16 protein-coding genes and 1 pseudogene are annotated in these 16,288 nt (G+C 60.0%); 8 read left to right on the top strand and 9 right to left on the bottom strand.

Annotated features, from left to right (window positions below; all coding sequences use genetic code 11):
• Positions 1-18: 18 nt before the first annotated feature.
• Together ACH196_RS06875 and ACH196_RS06870 are read right to left on the bottom strand one after the other, a co-directional pair.
• Positions 19-984, bottom strand: a complete 966-nt coding sequence (locus tag ACH196_RS06875; protein ID WP_396646039.1) for a substrate-binding domain-containing protein — start codon at positions 982-984, stop codon at positions 19-21.
• 283 nt (positions 985-1,267) lie between these two features.
• Positions 1,268-1,645 (bottom strand): response regulator transcription factor, encoded by a 378-nt coding sequence (locus ACH196_RS06870; protein ID WP_396646037.1) that lies wholly within the window; start codon positions 1,643-1,645, stop codon positions 1,268-1,270.
• A gap of 415 nt (positions 1,646-2,060) precedes the next feature.
• Here ACH196_RS06870 and ACH196_RS06865 point away from each other — a divergent pair, with 415 nt between their 5' ends.
• The 3 genes from ACH196_RS06865 to ACH196_RS06855 all read left to right on the top strand — a co-directional run bounded on the left by ACH196_RS06865 (position 2,061) and on the right by ACH196_RS06855 (position 4,341).
• Entirely contained in the window at positions 2,061-2,702 is a 642-nt protein-coding gene (locus tag ACH196_RS06865; protein ID WP_396646035.1) for a response regulator transcription factor, read from the top strand.
• A 347-nt stretch (positions 2,703-3,049) separates the two neighbouring features.
• Positions 3,050-3,703: an isochorismatase family cysteine hydrolase gene (locus ACH196_RS06860; RefSeq protein ID WP_396646033.1), complete on the top strand. Its 654-nt coding sequence runs from the start codon at positions 3,050-3,052 to the stop codon at positions 3,701-3,703.
• Between the two features lie 113 nt (positions 3,704-3,816).
• Positions 3,817-4,341, top strand: coding sequence for a hypothetical protein (locus tag ACH196_RS06855; RefSeq protein WP_396646031.1), 525 nt, complete (start codon positions 3,817-3,819; stop codon positions 4,339-4,341).
• 567 nt (positions 4,342-4,908) lie between these two features.
• On the opposite strand, the gene ACH196_RS06850 is transcribed toward ACH196_RS06855, so the two are convergent.
• The 7 genes from ACH196_RS06850 to ACH196_RS06820 all read right to left on the bottom strand — a co-directional run bounded on the left by ACH196_RS06850 (position 4,909) and on the right by ACH196_RS06820 (position 12,151).
• Positions 4,909-6,009 (bottom strand): mandelate racemase/muconate lactonizing enzyme family protein, encoded by a 1,101-nt coding sequence (locus ACH196_RS06850; RefSeq protein ID WP_396646029.1) that lies wholly within the window; start codon positions 6,007-6,009, stop codon positions 4,909-4,911.
• 27 nt (positions 6,010-6,036) lie between these two features.
• Positions 6,037-6,504 carry a cupin domain-containing protein gene (locus ACH196_RS06845; RefSeq protein ID WP_396646027.1) on the bottom strand — a complete coding sequence of 156 codons (468 nt, stop codon included), beginning with the start codon at positions 6,502-6,504 and terminating at the stop codon, positions 6,037-6,039.
• Positions 6,505-6,531: 27 nt separating this feature from the next.
• Positions 6,532-6,957: an OsmC family protein gene (locus ACH196_RS06840; protein WP_396646025.1), complete on the bottom strand. Its 426-nt coding sequence runs from the start codon at positions 6,955-6,957 to the stop codon at positions 6,532-6,534.
• A gap of 38 nt (positions 6,958-6,995) precedes the next feature.
• Positions 6,996-9,158 carry a molybdopterin cofactor-binding domain-containing protein gene (locus ACH196_RS06835; RefSeq protein ID WP_396646023.1) on the bottom strand — a complete coding sequence of 721 codons (2,163 nt, stop codon included), beginning with the start codon at positions 9,156-9,158 and terminating at the stop codon, positions 6,996-6,998.
• A gap of 2 nt (positions 9,159-9,160) precedes the next feature.
• Entirely contained in the window at positions 9,161-9,625 is a 465-nt protein-coding gene (locus ACH196_RS06830; protein ID WP_396646021.1) for a (2Fe-2S)-binding protein, read from the bottom strand.
• Between the two features lie 105 nt (positions 9,626-9,730).
• Positions 9,731-11,062 (bottom strand): epoxide hydrolase family protein, encoded by a 1,332-nt coding sequence (locus tag ACH196_RS06825; protein WP_396646019.1) that lies wholly within the window; start codon positions 11,060-11,062, stop codon positions 9,731-9,733.
• Positions 11,063-11,095: 33 nt separating this feature from the next.
• On the bottom strand, positions 11,096-12,151 hold the full coding sequence (locus tag ACH196_RS06820) for an alpha/beta fold hydrolase (RefSeq protein ID WP_396646017.1): 1,056 nt from the start codon (positions 12,149-12,151) through the stop codon (positions 11,096-11,098).
• 292 nt (positions 12,152-12,443) lie between these two features.
• Between ACH196_RS06820 and ACH196_RS06815 the strand changes: the two genes are divergently transcribed.
• The 5 genes and pseudogenes from ACH196_RS06815 to ACH196_RS06795 form a co-directional block, all read left to right on the top strand.
• Positions 12,444-13,157 (top strand): type 1 glutamine amidotransferase domain-containing protein, encoded by a 714-nt coding sequence (locus ACH196_RS06815; protein WP_396646015.1) that lies wholly within the window; start codon positions 12,444-12,446, stop codon positions 13,155-13,157.
• A 155-nt stretch (positions 13,158-13,312) separates the two neighbouring features.
• Positions 13,313-13,732, top strand: a complete 420-nt coding sequence (locus ACH196_RS06810; protein ID WP_396646014.1) for a heme-binding protein — start codon at positions 13,313-13,315, stop codon at positions 13,730-13,732.
• Between the two features lie 27 nt (positions 13,733-13,759).
• A complete protein-coding gene (locus ACH196_RS06805; RefSeq protein ID WP_396646013.1) occupies positions 13,760-14,329 on the top strand; it encodes a VOC family protein in 570 nt (189 codons plus the stop codon).
• A gap of 49 nt (positions 14,330-14,378) precedes the next feature.
• Complete coding sequence (locus ACH196_RS06800; RefSeq protein WP_396646011.1) at positions 14,379-15,335, top strand: alpha/beta fold hydrolase; 957 nt, start codon at positions 14,379-14,381, stop codon at positions 15,333-15,335.
• 400 nt (positions 15,336-15,735) lie between these two features.
• A pseudogene (locus tag ACH196_RS06795) lies at positions 15,736-16,161 on the top strand (thiamine pyrophosphate-binding protein); the annotation flags it as partial.
• Positions 16,162-16,288: the final 127 nt, after the last annotated feature.

The following is a 16,288-nucleotide window of genomic DNA, read 5'->3' as shown; positions in this document are numbered from 1 at the left end:
CCGCCATCCGGCAACGGGCTACTTTGCGATGCAGGTATCCACATTGGCCGGCGTACACACGTCCAGGCTCGTATAAGTCGGATCGGCGGGCGGCGCTTTGCCGTCCTTGATCGCCTTGAGCGCGAACATGGTCTTGTAGCCCATCTCGAACGGTCGCTGGCCGACCTGCCCGAGGGATAGACCTTCTCTCATTTGCTGGATCTGGATCGGCAGCGTGTCGGCAACCACCAGTGCAAGCTCATTCCTCGCGATCCTGCCCTTGTAGGGCGCAACCGCGGCACGATTGGCGTCCGGCAAGGATTCCGCGAACCCCGCGGTCGGCGTGAATGCGTCGAGAGCAGGATTCCTGGCCATTACGTCCTGAAATTGCTGGACCGACAACGGGAAATCGTCGTTTGTATAGAGCGGGCAGCCATCGATCTCCTTCCAGCCACCTTGGCCAGTCAATCTATCTCCCGGTGGTTGAGCAGAGACCCGACCAGCCAGCGTGTCGCGGATGCCCTTCATGCGATCGTTGTGATTGGCTGCAGCCGCACCGCCCGACTGAATGCAGATCGTTCCGCCGTTCGGTTTAATCGTCTGGACGATTCTGGCGATGGCAGCACCGATCTCGTAATTGTTGGTGCCGATATAGGCGAGGCGAAGACTCTTGTCCTCGGGCAGGACGTCGGAATCCCATGTCAGTATGGGAATGCCGGCATTTTTTGCGGCTTGCAGCGCGACGGCCATCGCGGCCGCATTGGCAGGCGCCACGGCAATGCCATCTACCCTTCGGGCGATGAGGTCCTGGACAATCTGTACCTGTTCCTCGCCACCGCCATGCTCGCCCGGTCCGATGTACATGCATTCAAAGGCGCCCTTGGAGTCCGCCTCCGCATTCTTGCAGCCGTCTCGCGCCTGATCGTAGAACGGATTGTTCATGCTCTTGGGAACGAGCGCAAAGATGGGCTTCTGCTGCGCGCAAGCCTCTCCGCCCGCCAGCATCAAAAGTGCTACGAGTACTATTGACAGGCATTTTTGCACGGCATTGCCCTATTTTATTGACCCGGATTTTGTTGCATTCCGAGTTAGCATTGCTCCGACGAACCACTTGCACATCGTGGCACGAAGCAGCGTTTCACCCATCAGGCACAGCGGATGGGAGTAAATGCCGGATTTGGCGAAATTGAAAGGCCCTATGAAATGGGCATGGGGTGTCGGTGGTCGGGTCGATCCTCTCGCGCGGATGACAGGCTTGCTACTGGAGCGCACCGCGCCAGATGCACACCTATACGGTCGAGCTTCCCGCAGCGCCTTCGATGCAATTGATCAGATCGCTCGTCTTGAAAGGCTTTCTGAGCAGGCACACGGCTCCGACGGCAGATGCCCTCACGGCCAGGCTTGCTTCCGAACGTGCCGTTATCAACACCACGGGCGTGGTCGAGCCGTGCGCGGCAAGGCGTTGAACCAGATCGAACCCGCTCATACCAGGCATGTGGATGTCCGTTACAATGCAGTCAAACAGCTTTTCTCCAACGGAACCAAGGTAGTCCTCTGCCGAAGTGTAGCCCCCGGTTCCATAGCCCAGCGAAACTAGCGATTCGACGAGCGCCACCCGGAAAGACGGATCATCGTCGATGACTGCGATTTCGAGGTTCTTGGGCACACTGCATCCTTGCCCCGAATTGAAGGCTGGAACCGGGGAGTCCAATTCTGCATCGACCTGCCGCGCCTAGAAATCATACAACAGTGTTATAGCAGCAAGCGACTGCACGTTCCGAAGGCAGTACCACCGGTCCAGCATCACCGGCATACCTTCGTTGCTGGCGACGCCCGCATCATACGATCCGTTAGCCAGAGATGGCTGACGTACGATGGGATGTCCGCCGGTGGCGACGTTCACGGGAACTTGGGACCACCTCTGTCCATCGACGCCGGCCTCGGTTAACGTCCGAATTTGCTGCGCTTTTGCTGAAATTTTTGGCAGGCAATTCTTGTCCTACCTATACGTAGGTGTGATCAGCGCCCGGTTGCCATCCGTGTTAGATGTCAGGGCAACCATAAGGCGCGTATCTATATCAATGCGAGTCGAGACCAGCCAAAAGCCGATTGTGCACGTCGTCGACGACGACGTCTCTATGCGCAATGCATTGGCTGGGCTGTTTGATTCCGTTGGACTGCAGACCGAAACCTACCATACGGCGAACGATTTCCTTTCAGCGAAGCTGACGAATCGGCCTGGCTGTATCGTCCTCGACGTCAGACTCCCGGATATGAATGGGCTCGAATTTCAAGGTCGCCTGACCCAGATCGGAGTGGGCATTCCCGTGGTCATGATGACCGGCTTCGGCGATATCCCCATGTCGGTCAGCGCGATGAAACTCGGTGCCGTTGACTTTCTTGCGAAACCGTTCCGCGATCAGGACATGCTTGACGCCGTCATGGCCGCGATCGAGCGCGACAGGCAAAGACGAGCCATCGACAACAACGTGTCGCAAATCCGAAAGCGGTTTGAGACCCTCACCCCACGCGAACAGGAAGTCATGTCCCACGTGACTGCCGGCAAGATGAACAAGCAGGTCGCCGGCGACCTCGGGATCAGCGAAATCACAGTCAAGATTCATCGCGGTGCGGCCATGCACAAGATGGCTGCACGGACATACGCGGAGCTGGTTCGCATGGCCGACGCACTCAATCTGGACCGCCACAAGATCGGCCGATAGGCGCATCGCCACCCGACGCCACCTGCATATTCCAGACCATTGCTCCAACCACCCCCGCGTCCTGGGCCAAAGCCCTCGTGGCAGGCGATTGCGGACAAGATTGCTTCCTAACGCTGGTCGGACAACCAGGCCAACGGACGCTGCTCGGCGCGTCCGACAGTGCGAGCCATCCCTGCTGATTGTCGCATACCTAGATATGAACCCTCTCTTCCCATCGTTGAATGGTCCGAAAGGCGACCGACGGACATTCTGCGCACAACGGCGGCATTGACGGATCGCGGTTTTCAACTGTCCCGGAAACGTCGAAGGCCGGCAGACCGGCCGCCAAAAGGCCAAGGAGATGATCAGTGGACGAGACCGTTTATCCGCGCGAACGAACCGCGCTGTTGTTTGTGGACCCTTACAACGACTTCCTGTCGGAGGGCGGCAAGGTATTTCCGCGTGTCAAGGCGGTCGCCGACGAGAACGGGCTCCTTAACAATCTGCGCCGACTGGATGGCGCCATCCGCGCCGCTAAAATTCAAGTGGTGATCGTCCCGCACCGACGCTGGGAACCGGGCGACTATGAAAGCTGGGATCATCCCAATCCAACGCAGAAGTCGATCATGCATCGCCATAGCTTCGCTCGCGGCGAATGGGGGGGCGACTGGCATCCGGATTTTGCACCGAAGGAAGGCGACATCGTCGTCCATGAACATTGGGGTCAGAGCGGATTCGCCAATACCGACCTGGATATGCAGTTGAAGCAGAAGGACATCAGCCACGTCATCGTGGTCGGACTGCTCGCCAACACGTGCATCGAGTCGACTGGTCGCTACGCCATGGAGCTCGGCTACCACGTAACCTTGGTGCGCGACGCCACCGCCGCGTTTTCACACGAGATGATGCATGCCGCACACGATCTAAATGGTCCCACTTTCGCCCATGCGATCCTGACCACGGCAGATCTAATCGCGGCTCTGCCGCCAGCTTCATCGAAAGAAGCAGTGCAACCGGCATGACCGTGAAAGCGGTCGCCGTTGTCTCGGCGACGAAACCCTGAACTGTGCAGACTTCACGCGACACCGATCGCAGGCAGCGGGCGGCGTCCTAATTCTCAAAGGAAACTCACATCGTGCGCGACAATCAGATCGTTGATTCAAGCTTCACCGCCATCATCAACGCCTCGATCGACAAGATCGACATACCTGCCTGGTGTTTTAGCTTGTCCGAGCGCGAGTACCAGGGCTGTTCGCCAGCCCACATCGCCGCCGGCTTCACCACCGCGCCGGACGGCAAGCGCATGTCGATCAACGTCGAGACGATCGGCGGCAGCCTGATGGTGCAGCATTACGTCGAGACGCTCGGCCAGAAGGACCATTTGATTCTGGACTCCGACTCGGACGTTTTCACGCCCACCGGCCGCACGACCATTCACGTAACGTGGGAATTGAGTGCCAAGCCGATCGACGACGGCAAGTGCGAGTTCACGAACCGCGTCAGATCATACGGAACTGACGAGTTCATGTCGTTTTTGGCGCGACAGGGCATCCCGTTCGAACAATTCCGCATCCAGCGCCAGCCGGCCTCGATTGCGCATAACCAGGGCGAAACGCCTTTCTTCGCAGCCAGCATCGAGCGGGCTGCTCTCAAGAGGTAGGCGGCGAAACGTACTCGCGGCGACTTCTGTTGGGACGGCGAGGAGCGCAGCTGGCTCAATACGGCTTTCATGACCAGCCTTTTCCCAGGCGGCGCCATCGGTGCGGACGCCGTCGCCTTTCTTGATCGCAAATCTTGTGTCGTCGGAATTGTCGCCAACAGGGGTTGCCTTCGCCTCGTCGGCACTGTGGACGTTCCCGCGGCAGGTATCGTCGCTACCTCCTCGTCAGCGGCCTTAAATGCTCCAGCCGGTAGGCGAGGCGGCCCTTTCCGTCGGCATCGAGCCGGAAAGTGCGTGCCTCAGCCAGGTATTGTCATCCGTTTCGGAAAATCCCCTCGCGCATCTGAACCATGGCTTCGGTCCGCCCGATCGCCGATCGCTTGTTGAGCGGCGCGGTCGTGCCACCTGCGCGGCGACCCTATTGCTGCGCGTCGGAACACGTTTGCGACGCAAGCCATTCGCAATCTCGAATCGGCTATCCCGGACACGGCGCCCAGACCGACTTCGCCGCGCCGATGATGATGACGTGATGGCTGTGATCGACGATCCCGTGGGCTTGGGCATGCTTTATGCCCGGCGGTAGACCTTGATGAAATCAGGATCCGGATCAAGACCCAATCCCGGTCCATGCGGAACAGCAATGCCGCCGCCCACGGTGCTCAGCGCGCCACCGTAGATCGTCGCCTCCAGATCGAACCACCGCCACTCGATCATCGAGTCGGCCGTGCCAAGCGCAGCTGTCGCATGGATCGCGGCGAGCAGGCCCGGGCCGTCGTAGAAGGCATGAGGCATGACCGTGGTGTTGTGGACGGCTGCAAGCGCAAACACTTTGCGCAGTTCGCTGACGCCTCCCATCTTAGCAGGGCTTGGCTGCACGAAGTTGACTGCTTTTGCTGCCAACAGGCGTTCGAAATCCATAAGCGTATAGACGTTCTCTCCCGCAGCGACCGGAATTCCGCTGTGTCCACGGAGTTCGGCGAGACCGTTGAAATTTTCCGGTGGCCAAAGCGGCTCCTCCAGCCACTTCAGCCGGATCGGCCTGAGCTCTTCAGCGATCAAGCGCGCCTCATTCATTGTCCAGGGGCAGTTGACGTCGAGCATCAGTTCGATGTCGGGTCCCGCCTCCTCGCGAGCAGCGCGAATCGCCGGAAGCTCGATCTCGTGAAGTTTCAGCGCACGGAACCCCGCTTCGATGGCCCGCCGAACGGCTGCGCGGACCAGCGACGGTTCCGAATAGCGAACCAGGCTCGCATAGCAGTCCAGCTTGGATACACCACCACCCAACAGGGTACGCAATGGCGCGTTGGCTGCCTTGCCTGCGATATCCCACAGCGCGATGTCGACCGCCGAGATTGCGAACGCCAGTGCACCGCCGCGTCCAAACACGTGAAGCGCCTTCTGAACACTCAACATGAGCGATCCAATTTGCGTCGCGTCCTTACCGATGCAAAGCGGTGCGATCAGTTGGTCGACTGCGAGCGCTGCCGATGCAACCGCTCGAAAGCCGAAGGCCTCGCCCCATCCCACCAATCCCTCGTCAGTTGTCACCTTCACGAGCAGCGCGTCTGCTGCCGGCAGATTGCTGTCACCCCACGCAGATGCATCAGAACTCGTTCCCTTCTTGAACGGGACCCGGAGCGGAATGGTCTCGATGCGTGAAATGATCATGGTTCGACAACCTTTTTTTGCGCGGCGCTAGTGGGCCGTTCGCTGGCTCACGGGGCCGCCGGCGACATTCGATTGTTGATGACGCGGGTCATCCCGCAGATCGTGATATTCGAGGCCGAGCGGACCGATCGCTGTCACCTGCGTGACGTATTCGCCGGATTTCGCCCAATGGAAATGCCAGGTGTCACCGGGGAGGACAATGACGCTTCCTGGCGGATAAGCGTTCACCTTGTCCCCATCGAAGGTATCGCCAAGACCAATGTAGAACACACCGGACATCACGGTGTAGATTCGGTCTTCCGGATGCTTGTGCGGCATCAATTTCGTGCCGCCCGGCACCTTGACCCTGACCACGTAAGGGCCGGCTTGTGTAGGATGTCCGACAACAACGGCAAGACGCGCTCCAGATGGAAAAGCCGGGAACGGCTTCCAAACGATCTCTTCGGGCAGGATCGCTCTGAACTCGGCCTGGTCGGGTTGATGAGTGCGGGACATGGATTTGGACCTTTCCTAGTGAAGCGGTCACGCGATCAAATTCGCGTCCAGCGTGATGGTGGCGTTGAGAACCTTCGATACCGGACAATTCTTCTCGGCTTCGCCGGCGATGCGAGCGAATCCCGCCTGATCCAGGTTTGGCACCTTGGCGTGCAAAGTCAGAGCCGAACTGCTGATTTTGAATCCCTTGCCGTCCGGCTCGAGGGTGACCGTGGCTTCTGTGACAAGCTCGGTGGGAGTGAAGCCCGCAAGCTGAAGAGCGAAGGCCAGCGCCATCGTGAAGCAACCGGCGTGCGCGGCAGCGATCAACTCTTCCGGGTTGGTCCCCTTCTCATTCTCGAAGCGAGTCTTGAACGAATAGGGCGTATTGGCAAGCACACCGGATTCGCTCGATAGATGACCATCGCCCTCGCGGCCGGTTCCATGCCAAACAGCCTTTGCCTTGCGGATCATGTCTCTGTCCTCTGATTGGTTCTGTTGCTCGTTCCGGGTCACGCCTTCAGCGCGTCGGGATCGATCGGCATTTCCCGCAATCGCTTGCCGGTGGCGGCGAACACTGCGTTGGCTATCGCCGGTACGATCCCCGACGTGCCGGCCTCGCCCATTCCACCCGGCAGCTCCGAGCTTTTGACGACGTAAACCTGGATGGCCGGCGCCTCGTTGATCCGCAGCATTTGATATGTGTCGAAATTGCTCTGTTCGACACGCCCATTCTTCAGGGTGATCTTACCGTACAGCGCCGCGGTCACGCCGAACATGACCCCGCTCTGGATCTGCGCCTCGACCGTATTGGGATTGATAACCGTGCCACAATCCATTGCGCAGACGACGCGATGGACCCGCACCGATCCATCGTTGGCGACCTCCACTTCGGCGACCTGTGCGAGGTAGCTTCCGAATACGTTCTGCAACGCGACGCCACGCCCACGCCGCTGAGGCAACTGCGCGCCCCACCCCGCCTTCTCGGCGGCGAGGTCCAGCACAGCCTTCGCGCGCGGATTGTGCTCAAGCAGTGCCCGTCGATAGGCAACCGCGTCCTGTCCAGCGGCGACAGCCAATTCGTCGATGAAGCTCTCGGTGACGAAGACGTTATGCGACGGTCCGACACTCCGCCAGAACGCCGTCCGTATGCCAGGCGGCTCGACTTGCAGATATTCGACGTGGAGATTCGGCAGCGCATAGACCAGATCGATCGCGCCTTCCGTCGTATCCGGGTCGAGACCGTTCTTGAACGCGGCAGGCAACCAGCGTGCGATCACCGACGATCCGGCGAAGCGGTTGATCCAGGCGATTGGCTTCCCGTCCTTGTCGAGGCCCCCGGCGACACGATCGACCCAAAAGGGCCTGTACATATCTTGCTGGATATCTTCTTCGCGCATCCACACCACCTTCACGGGTCCATCGACCTGCATCGCGATCTGTACGGCTCGCACCGCGCCGTCAGCTTCCAACCGCCGGCCAAAGCCGCCCCCGCTGAGATGATTATGTACGATGACCTTATCGACTGGCAGGCCGGCGGCCTTCGCCGCCATCTGCTGCACGCGCGCGATCGCCTGGGTGCCGATCCATATCTCGCACTCATCGCCCCGGAAATGCGCTGTGCAATTCATCGGCTCCATGGCGGCGTGCGCGAGGAATGGCAATCGATAGGTAGCCTCTACCCTTGTCGCTGCGGTCGCGATCGCCTTCTCCGCATCGCCAATATTCTGCGCGACTGATCCTCTCTTGAGGGTGGCCTGCTCCAGTTCACGCGCAACATCTTGCGTGTCCACGGCAGCATGGATTCCGTCGTCCCACTTGATGCTGAGCGCCTCCAGCCCCTTTTTGGCCGCTCCCATGTGGTCGGCCACGACCGCCACAGCATCCTCAAGCTGGACGATCTGGCGCACGCCTTTCACGGCCTTCGCTGCGCTGTCGTCCACGCTCTTCAGCCGGCCGCCGAAGACAGGCGATTGCGCCAGCGTCGCGATCTTCACGCCCGCTGGCCGCGCGTCGATCCCGTACACGGTGGAGCCATCGACCTTGCCCGCCGCGTCCAGCCGCTTTGCCGGCGTGCCGATCAACTTGAATGCGGCCGGCTCCTTCAGCGCCACGTTTTCCGGCACCGGTATGCGCGCCGCATCCTCGGCAAGGTCGCCATACTTCAAACGTCGCCCACTTGAGGTGTGGATAATCTCGCCCGCTTCGGCACGGCACTCTGTTGCTTCAACGCCCCAACGCCTGGCGGCGGCCTCGGTCAGAACAATGCGCGCGGCTGCACCAGCTTCACGCAGCGGCTTCCAGGCGCCGCGGATGGCGTTCGAATTGCCAGTGGCCTGTACGCCCAGCATTGGATTGGCGTAGAGCTTTTCATTCGGAGGCGCATGTTCGAGCTGGATCTGGGTCAGGCTGACTTCGAGCTCCTCCGCGATCAGCATCGGGATCGAGGTGTAGGTTCCTTGTCCCATTTCAACGTAGGGCATCGTCAGCACGATCTGCCCGTCAGTGGTGATTTTGACGAACGCGTTCGGCGTAAAAGCCTCGGACGCGGCCGCATGGCTGGCGCCGAGCGGCAAACTTAGACTCAACAGAAAACCACCACCGGCGGCGGCGCTGTTGATAAGAAAACTGCGACGAGAGAGATTTTCCCGCTTTTGGCTGTGATCTATATTCACGATCAGCCTCCATTCACCTGAGCGGCGAGCTTTATCGCCTCACGAATGCGGACATAGGTGCCGCAGCGGCAGATATTTCCACCCATGGCATCATCGATGTCTGCATCGGTGGGCTCCGGAGTCTCCGCAAGCAGCGCAGAGGCCGACATGATCTGTCCGGATTGGCAGTACCCGCACTGCGCGACCTCATGATCGAGCCACGCTTTCTGGATCCTGGCGCCTGCGGGCGTTGCACCGATCGCTTCAATCGTCGTGACCTTCGAATCCCCGATGCTGTCGATGGTGGTGATGCAAGAACGAACCGCTGTTCCGTCGAGATGAACGGTGCACGCACCGCACAACGCCATACCGCAACCGAACTTGGTACCGGTCATGCCCAGGACGTCCCTCAGCACCCATAACAGGGGCGTGTCGCTATCGACGTCGACGCTTCTCTGACTTCCATTGATGTTGATCGAAAAGGCCATCGTGCAATTCCTCGTGTTCCGAAGGGAAGTGACCGGGGATGTGACGGCGGGCAGAGTTCGCCCGCCCAAAGCGTCCTGCGTCCGCGCAAGGGGTGGTGATCCACCTCAGATCGACTGACGCAGCGAACGGAACGACGCGCGCATTTCCGCACTGAACAGCGCAGGCTGCTCCCAAGCGGCGAAGTGGCCGCCCACCCCGAGCTTGTTGAAGTAGATCAGCTTTGGATACGCCCGCTCGGTCCAACTGCGCGGTGCGGCGTAGATCTCGTCCGGGAACACGCTGACTGCAACCGGGATCGTGACGTGTTTCGGCTCGAAGAAATTCAGCTTGTTCTCCCAGTACAGGCGCGCCGACGAGATCGCCGTGTTGGTCAGCCAGTAGAGCGTGATGTTGTCGAGGATATCGTCTCGTGTCAGCCCTGCCGGCTGGCCGTCGAAGACGTGAGCGATGAGCGCCAGGCTGCGCGCGTCGTGGTCGAGAATCCATCCCGCCAGGCCCGATGGTGAATCGACGATTCCCTGCAGGGTCTGCGGGCGGTTTGCCATCTCGATGGCGTAGCCGAGGCCATGCTTGTAGAAATCATCCAACTGGTCGAAGGCATGCTGCTCATCCGCCGACAGACCGGAAGGCCGCAAACCGCCGGGCTGGAGCGCTTTGGCAATATCGTCCGGGACTGTGGCCGGCATATTGGTATGAATGCCGAGCAAACCGGGAGGCGCCTGCAGCGCCATCTGTTCGGTTACGGCATTGCCCCAGTCACCACCCTGCGCCACATAGCGTGTGTATCCGAGCCGCTTCATGAGCACGATCCATGCGCGCGCGATGCGGATCGGATCCCAGCCTGTCGTGGTCGGCTTGCCCGAAAACCCGTAGCCAGGGATAGAAGGGATCACGATGTCGAACGCGTCCGAAGCGCTTGCACCATGCGCCGTCGGATTGGTCAGCGGCTCGATAATCTTTAACTGCTCGATAATCGAGCCTGGCCAGCCGTGCGTCACGATCAGCGGCAATGCATTCTCATGCCTCGAGCGCACATGGATGAAATGAATGTCTACACCGTCGATCTCGGTGACGAACTGCGGCAACCCGTTGAGTCGCGTCTCTATCTTTCTCCAGTCGTACTCCGTCTGCCAATATTGCACGAGCTTCTGCACTGTCGCCAGTTGCACGCCCTGCGACTGATCTTTAACCAGTTCGCGATCCGGCCAGCGCGTCGCCTTCAAGCGGTCGCGCAGGTCGACGAGCGCGTCCTGGGGAAAATCGACCCGGAAGGGACGGATGTCGTCGGTCTTGGCCGCAGATGCGGGGTCTCCGGACAGAACACTTGCCCCGCTTACGAGCGCGAGACCGATTGCGGCCGTGGCGAGAAATTCGCGGCGGTCCTGACGGGTCGCGAGGGTGGTTGACGCTTGGGTCGATCGATCGAGATTGGTCATGGCTGTTGCTCCTGTCGTGAATTGGCTTGCGTATTAGGCTTTGCTGACGTCGATCACGGCTTGCGAAAAAGCTTCCGGAGCCTCCTGGGGCAGGTTGTGGCCGATGCCACCCCTCGCGAGGCGATGCGCATATTTGCCGGAGAACTTGCTCGCATAAGCTGCCGGGTCCGGGTGTGGCGCGCCGTTCGCATCGCCTTCGAGCGTGATGGCCGGCACGTTGATCTCGGGTGCGGCAGCGAGTTTCGCTTCCAGCGCATCGAGGGCCGGATCGCCGCCGGCCAGGCCGAGCCGCCATCGATAGTTGTGGATCACAATGGCAACATGATCCGGATTGTCGAAAGCCTCTGCGCTTCGCGCAAAAGTAGCGTCGTCGAATTTCCATTTCGGGGACGCAAGCTTCCAGATCAACTCGGCGAACTCGCGTCGATACTTGTCGTATCCCTCGCGGCCTCGCTCCGTCGCGAAGTAGAATTGATACCACCATTGCAACTCGGCCTTCGGCGGTAGGGGTGCCTTACCCGCAGCCTGGCTTCCGATGAGATAGCCGCTGACTGAGACGATGCCCTTGACGCGATCCGGCCACAGCGCACCAAGGATGTCCGCGGTGCGAGCGCCCCAATCGAATCCTGCGACGATCGCGTCTTTGATGCCAAGTGCATCCATCAATGCGATGGTGTCGACAGCCAGAGCCGATGGTTGCCCAGTCCTCATCGTTTTATTCGATAGGAACCCGGTCGTGCCATAGCCTCTGGTAAACGGCACGATTACGCGAAAACCTGCCGACGCCAGTCGCGGCGTGACCTCGTCGAAGCTGTGAATGTCGTAAGGCCAGCCGTGCAGCAGAATGACTGCCGGTCCATCGAGAGAACCCGCTTCGACGTATCCGACGTTAAGCAAGCCGGCATCAATCTGCTTCAGGGACCGAATGGCCGCAGCCGCCGCGGTTTTCTCGACCTCGGCGGACTTGTCGATGATCTGTCTTGCATTCGCAGCTTGGGCGGGCACGACTTGTGTCGCCACGAGTGCTCCGGCAGCAACCTCGAAGAATCTCCTCCGACCGAAGATGTTTGGGCCGTTGTTCCCAGTCATGTGCATCATCCGTTGTTGGTCCGTATCGGAAGAGCTTTCGCGATACGAGCGTCGATCGGCTGATGATGGCCGCGCACTGAGTTCCGAACCATTCAACGATGGGAAGACGTCCCTCATCTTCACGTATTAGGGACCCGCAATCACTGGATAAGTGCGCTGCGCGCTCGGGCCGCTGAAGATGAAACATCGCTCACCTTCGTTGTGTCGGAGAGCGAGAGAACCAATCGCGCCGAAACATCTCCGTCATGGTGTCTGTGGCGCCTTATCAACGGCTGTACAACAGGAGACACTCATGAAAGTGCTGATGGTGATTACGTCACACGACCAGCTGGGCAACACCGGACGGAAGACCGGCTTTTGGCTCGAAGAGCTCGCGGCACCCTACTATACGTTCAAGGACGCCGGCGTTGAGGTCACGCTCGCCTCGCCGAAGGGCGGACGCCCACCGCTCGACCCCAAAAGCAACGAACCCGACTTCCGCACCGACCTGACACTGCGCTTCGAGAAAGACGCCGCCGCGGAAGCGCAGTTGGACAAGACAGTTCGCCTCGACAGCATCAGGCAGGAGGACTTCGACACTGTCTTCTACCCAGGTGGTCATGGCCCGATGTGGGACCTTGCCGAAGACAAAAACTCAATCAGGCTTATCGAGACCTTCATTGCGGCCGGCAAGCCGATCGGCATCGTCTGCCACTCCACCGGCGCGCTGCGTCACGTGAGGGCGCCGGACGGCAAGCTCCTGGTTCAGGGCAAGGAAGTGACCGGCTTCACCAACGGCGAGGAAGAGGAAGTCGGACTCACCAAGGTGGTGCCTTTCCTCGTCGAGGACGAGATGTTGAAGCTCGGCGCCGTCTTCTCGAAGACGGCGAATTGGACGTCACACGTGGTCAGCGACGGATTGCTCATCACCGGACAGAATCCGCACTCCTCCGGTCCGGCCGCAAAGACCCTGATGGCGGCGGTGATGCAGCAGACGAAGCCGGCCGTCATCGCGCGGGCTTCGTAGCTCGAATATCGACGAAGCGTCGACTGCTGCATAGCGGTCGCAACATCATTGGAGGCACGCGGTCAGGCGTGCTTCTCCCGTCGTCTCTCATTGAAGCACTTCGCGGACTTCGGCGGCGTCGGTGGTCGATTCCAACACTCGGAGAGGACAACATCATGGATCTGCTCGCCTTTGCGAAAGTCATCGCGAATCGTATCGAAACAGAGTCTGCGCGAGCCGACGTGCCGGTCTCGGTTTGTGTCATCGACATTCATGGCAACGGCGTACTCATGCACCGCATGACGGGCGCACCGGCCTTCTCGATGGAGATCGCCGAGCGGAAAGCCTACACGTCCGCACTTGTGGGACTTCGCACGGCCGAGCTCTCCGCGCTCGTTCAGCCTGGGAAGGATCTCTTCCCCTTGATGGGACTGGCGGGTGGACGATTTTGCTCAATGGGAGGCGGCGCGCCACTTACGACCGACGGTCAGAGAGTAGCCGGCGTCGGTATCAGCGGCGGCACTGTCGAGCAAGACGTCTCCATTCTTGAAGGGGCCCTTCGGGAGACTTCCTCCACCCTCAACGCAGCATCGTGACGGCAGCACGCTTTCAGGAGACCGAACATGAACATCACCGGATTGCCAAGAGAAGCCGCAGGCGAAGCATCCCCCACCGGCGCAATCGACATGAAGCTCGAAGTCGTCGTCATCCCTGTGTCGGACGTCGATCGGGCCAAGCATTTCTATCGCGACCTCGGCTGGAGGCTCGACATCGATTATTCGGATGAGGTCGACTATCGGGTGGTCCAGTTCACGCCGCCAGGCTCCGGATGCTCGATCATCTTCGGCAGGAACGTCACCACGGCCTTCCCGGGCTCGGTGCAGGGACTGCACTTGATCGTATCCGACATCCAGGCAGCGCGCGCCGACCTGCTCCGCCGCGGCGTCGCGATTGGCGAGCTGTTTCATGATGTGGATGGCATCTTCCACCATGCCAACGGTGACCGCCTGGTCGAAGGCGCAAATCCGCAGCGCAAGAGCTATGCCTCATACGCCTCGTTCAGCGATCCGGACGGCAACGGCTGGGTGCTCCAGGAGATCACCGCGCGACTGAGCGGACACATCGCGCCGGACGACACCAGTTTCACGGCCGAGCTCACTGATTTTGTCCGGCGCGCGGAGGCCGGGGCATAGCGCCCTGACGGAAACATCTTTGTTCATTACGTCGAAAAAGAGCGATGACATGAAATCCCTGCCCGCTTTTGCCCTGTCAGCCGCCATCGCCTGCATGAGCATTCAAGCGTCGGCGCAAGACCTGCGATCGAGCCGGCGGTCGATCTCGTATCATACGGCCGAGATCGATGGGCTGAAGATTTTCTACCGCGAAGCGGGGCCGGTGGATGCGCCGACCGTGCTCCTGCTTCACGGCTTTCCGTCGTCTTCTCGCATGTGGGATTCCCTGCTGCCGCTTCTCGCCGACAGGTATCATCTCGTCGCACCCGACTATCCCGGCTTCGGCAACAGCAGCGCACCCTCGCCGGACAATTTTGCCTACACTTTCGACAATCTCGCGAACACGATGAACGCACTGACCTCGAAGCTTGGGATAACCGATTATGTGCTCTTCATGCAGGACTACGGCGGCCCAGTCGGCTTCCGCTTGGCGCTCGCACATCCCGAGCGGGTCCGGGCCATCATCGTCCAGAACGCGGTTTCCCACGAACAGGGACTGAGCCCGCTCTGGGAGGCTCGCCGGAAGTATTGGGCGGATCCGTCCCACGAACTCGAGAATCTCAAGGCCAACTTCACCTCGCTCGAAGCGACTCGCCAGCGGCACATCGGATCGAGTCCAAATCCCGATCGTTACGATCCGGATGCGTGGACGGACGAGTACGCCTTCCTCACCCGTCCAGGTCAGGCCGACATTCAGGCGAAACTTTTCCTGGACTATCGGACCAACGTCGCGTCCTACCCGCGCTGGCAAAAGTGGCTGCGCGAGGTGCAGCCGAAGATGTTGGTCGTGTGGGGAAAGTACGACCTTTCATTCACGGTCGACGGCGCAACTGCCTATGGCGAAGATGTGCCCGGTGCGGAAGTGCATCTTCTGGAAGCCGGACATTTTGCCCTTGATGAGGCGACCGACGAGATCGCAACACTCGTTCTCGATTTCCTTGACCGTCTAACCAGGCACACGGAATAGTTCTTCTCTCCGCGACAATGCCCCGCCGAAGCGAAAGTTCGTACTCCCTGCAACCGGACACCGGCGGCCTTATCGATGAGAAAGCCATCCTTATCGGCGCGAGCGATCCTGTTGAACTTGGACCAGGGTAGTTACGCGGTAGAGTGCGACCAGTGTCCTGCCGCCCTGCACCGCAACGGAAGGGGAAAATAACCTCAATGCCGTAACGGCATGGTTCTGCCTATTAAGTTTCGTCTTCGTAGCATTGCATGCCGGAGTACCCCCTTCAAACAGGTAGCTATAAGCGGTGTTTTGCCGTTGACCGAGGTGTTAATGGACCCGATTGCCGACGAGGGGGGTTACGCCGAGCCAAGGCGGTGAAACCTGTAACTGGTAAAGAACGAGCAACGGGGTAAGAACGATGGCGAAGTCAGTCGCGGCACTTATGGTGGATACATTAAGACGGGCAGGTGTGAAGCGCATCTACGGCGTGGTCGGCGACAGCCTCAACGGATTGACCGATGCCTTGAGGCAGCAGGACGATATTGACTGGGTCCATGTTCGCCACGAGGAGGTCGCGGCGTTCGCGGCGGCCGGAGAATCTCAGATCACCGGGCAACTGGCAGTTTGTGCGGGATCCTGCGGCCCAGGCAATCTGCATCTTATCAACGGCCTATTCGATGCGCATCGCAGCCGCACGCCGGTTCTGGCAATTGCAGCGCAGATTCCAACTGCCGAGATCGGAGGCGGCTATTTTCAGGAAACCCACCCGCAAAACCTTTTCGCGGAGTGCAGTCACTATTGTGAACTGGTGTCGGACCCGGCCCAACTTCCTTTCGTATTGGAGTGTGAACCGGCGTGCAATTTTGACCCCTTAGCTGGGAGGATCGGCGTCCAAAATTGACCCCCCTCATTCAGTCGATCTGCGACCATCCGTTTGTTTCGGCAAGCGGATGGAGAGGGGATGAAGTCAG

The organism is Mesorhizobium sp. IMUNJ 23232, assembly GCF_044326205.1.
Lineage (GTDB): Bacteria > Pseudomonadota > Alphaproteobacteria > Rhizobiales > Rhizobiaceae > Kumtagia.
The sequence above is the reverse complement of the archived record's forward strand: the minus strand, read 5'-3'. Positions and strand labels throughout refer to the sequence as shown.

Coding starts and splice junctions, on each gene's coding strand:
- ACH196_RS06875 (WP_396646039.1), bottom strand. CDS start 984: ATGCTGGCGGGCGGAGAGGCTTGCGCGCAGCAGAAGCCCATCTTTGCG.
- ACH196_RS06825 (WP_396646019.1), bottom strand. CDS start 11,062: ATGACCAATCTCGATCGATCGACCCAAGCGTCAACCACCCTCGCGACC.
- ACH196_RS06865 (WP_396646035.1), top strand. CDS start 2,061: ATGCGAGTCGAGACCAGCCAAAAGCCGATTGTGCACGTCGTCGACGAC.
- ACH196_RS06850 (WP_396646029.1), bottom strand. CDS start 6,009: ATGATCATTTCACGCATCGAGACCATTCCGCTCCGGGTCCCGTTCAAG.
- ACH196_RS06840 (WP_396646025.1), bottom strand. CDS start 6,957: ATGATCCGCAAGGCAAAGGCTGTTTGGCATGGAACCGGCCGCGAGGGC.
- ACH196_RS06800 (WP_396646011.1), top strand. CDS start 14,379: ATGAAATCCCTGCCCGCTTTTGCCCTGTCAGCCGCCATCGCCTGCATG.
- ACH196_RS06820 (WP_396646017.1), bottom strand. CDS start 12,151: ATGACTGGGAACAACGGCCCAAACATCTTCGGTCGGAGGAGATTCTTC.
- ACH196_RS06810 (WP_396646014.1), top strand. CDS start 13,313: ATGGATCTGCTCGCCTTTGCGAAAGTCATCGCGAATCGTATCGAAACA.
- ACH196_RS06845 (WP_396646027.1), bottom strand. CDS start 6,504: ATGTCCCGCACTCATCAACCCGACCAGGCCGAGTTCAGAGCGATCCTG.
- ACH196_RS06805 (WP_396646013.1), top strand. CDS start 13,760: ATGAACATCACCGGATTGCCAAGAGAAGCCGCAGGCGAAGCATCCCCC.
- ACH196_RS06830 (WP_396646021.1), bottom strand. CDS start 9,625: ATGGCCTTTTCGATCAACATCAATGGAAGTCAGAGAAGCGTCGACGTC.
- ACH196_RS06815 (WP_396646015.1), top strand. CDS start 12,444: ATGAAAGTGCTGATGGTGATTACGTCACACGACCAGCTGGGCAACACC.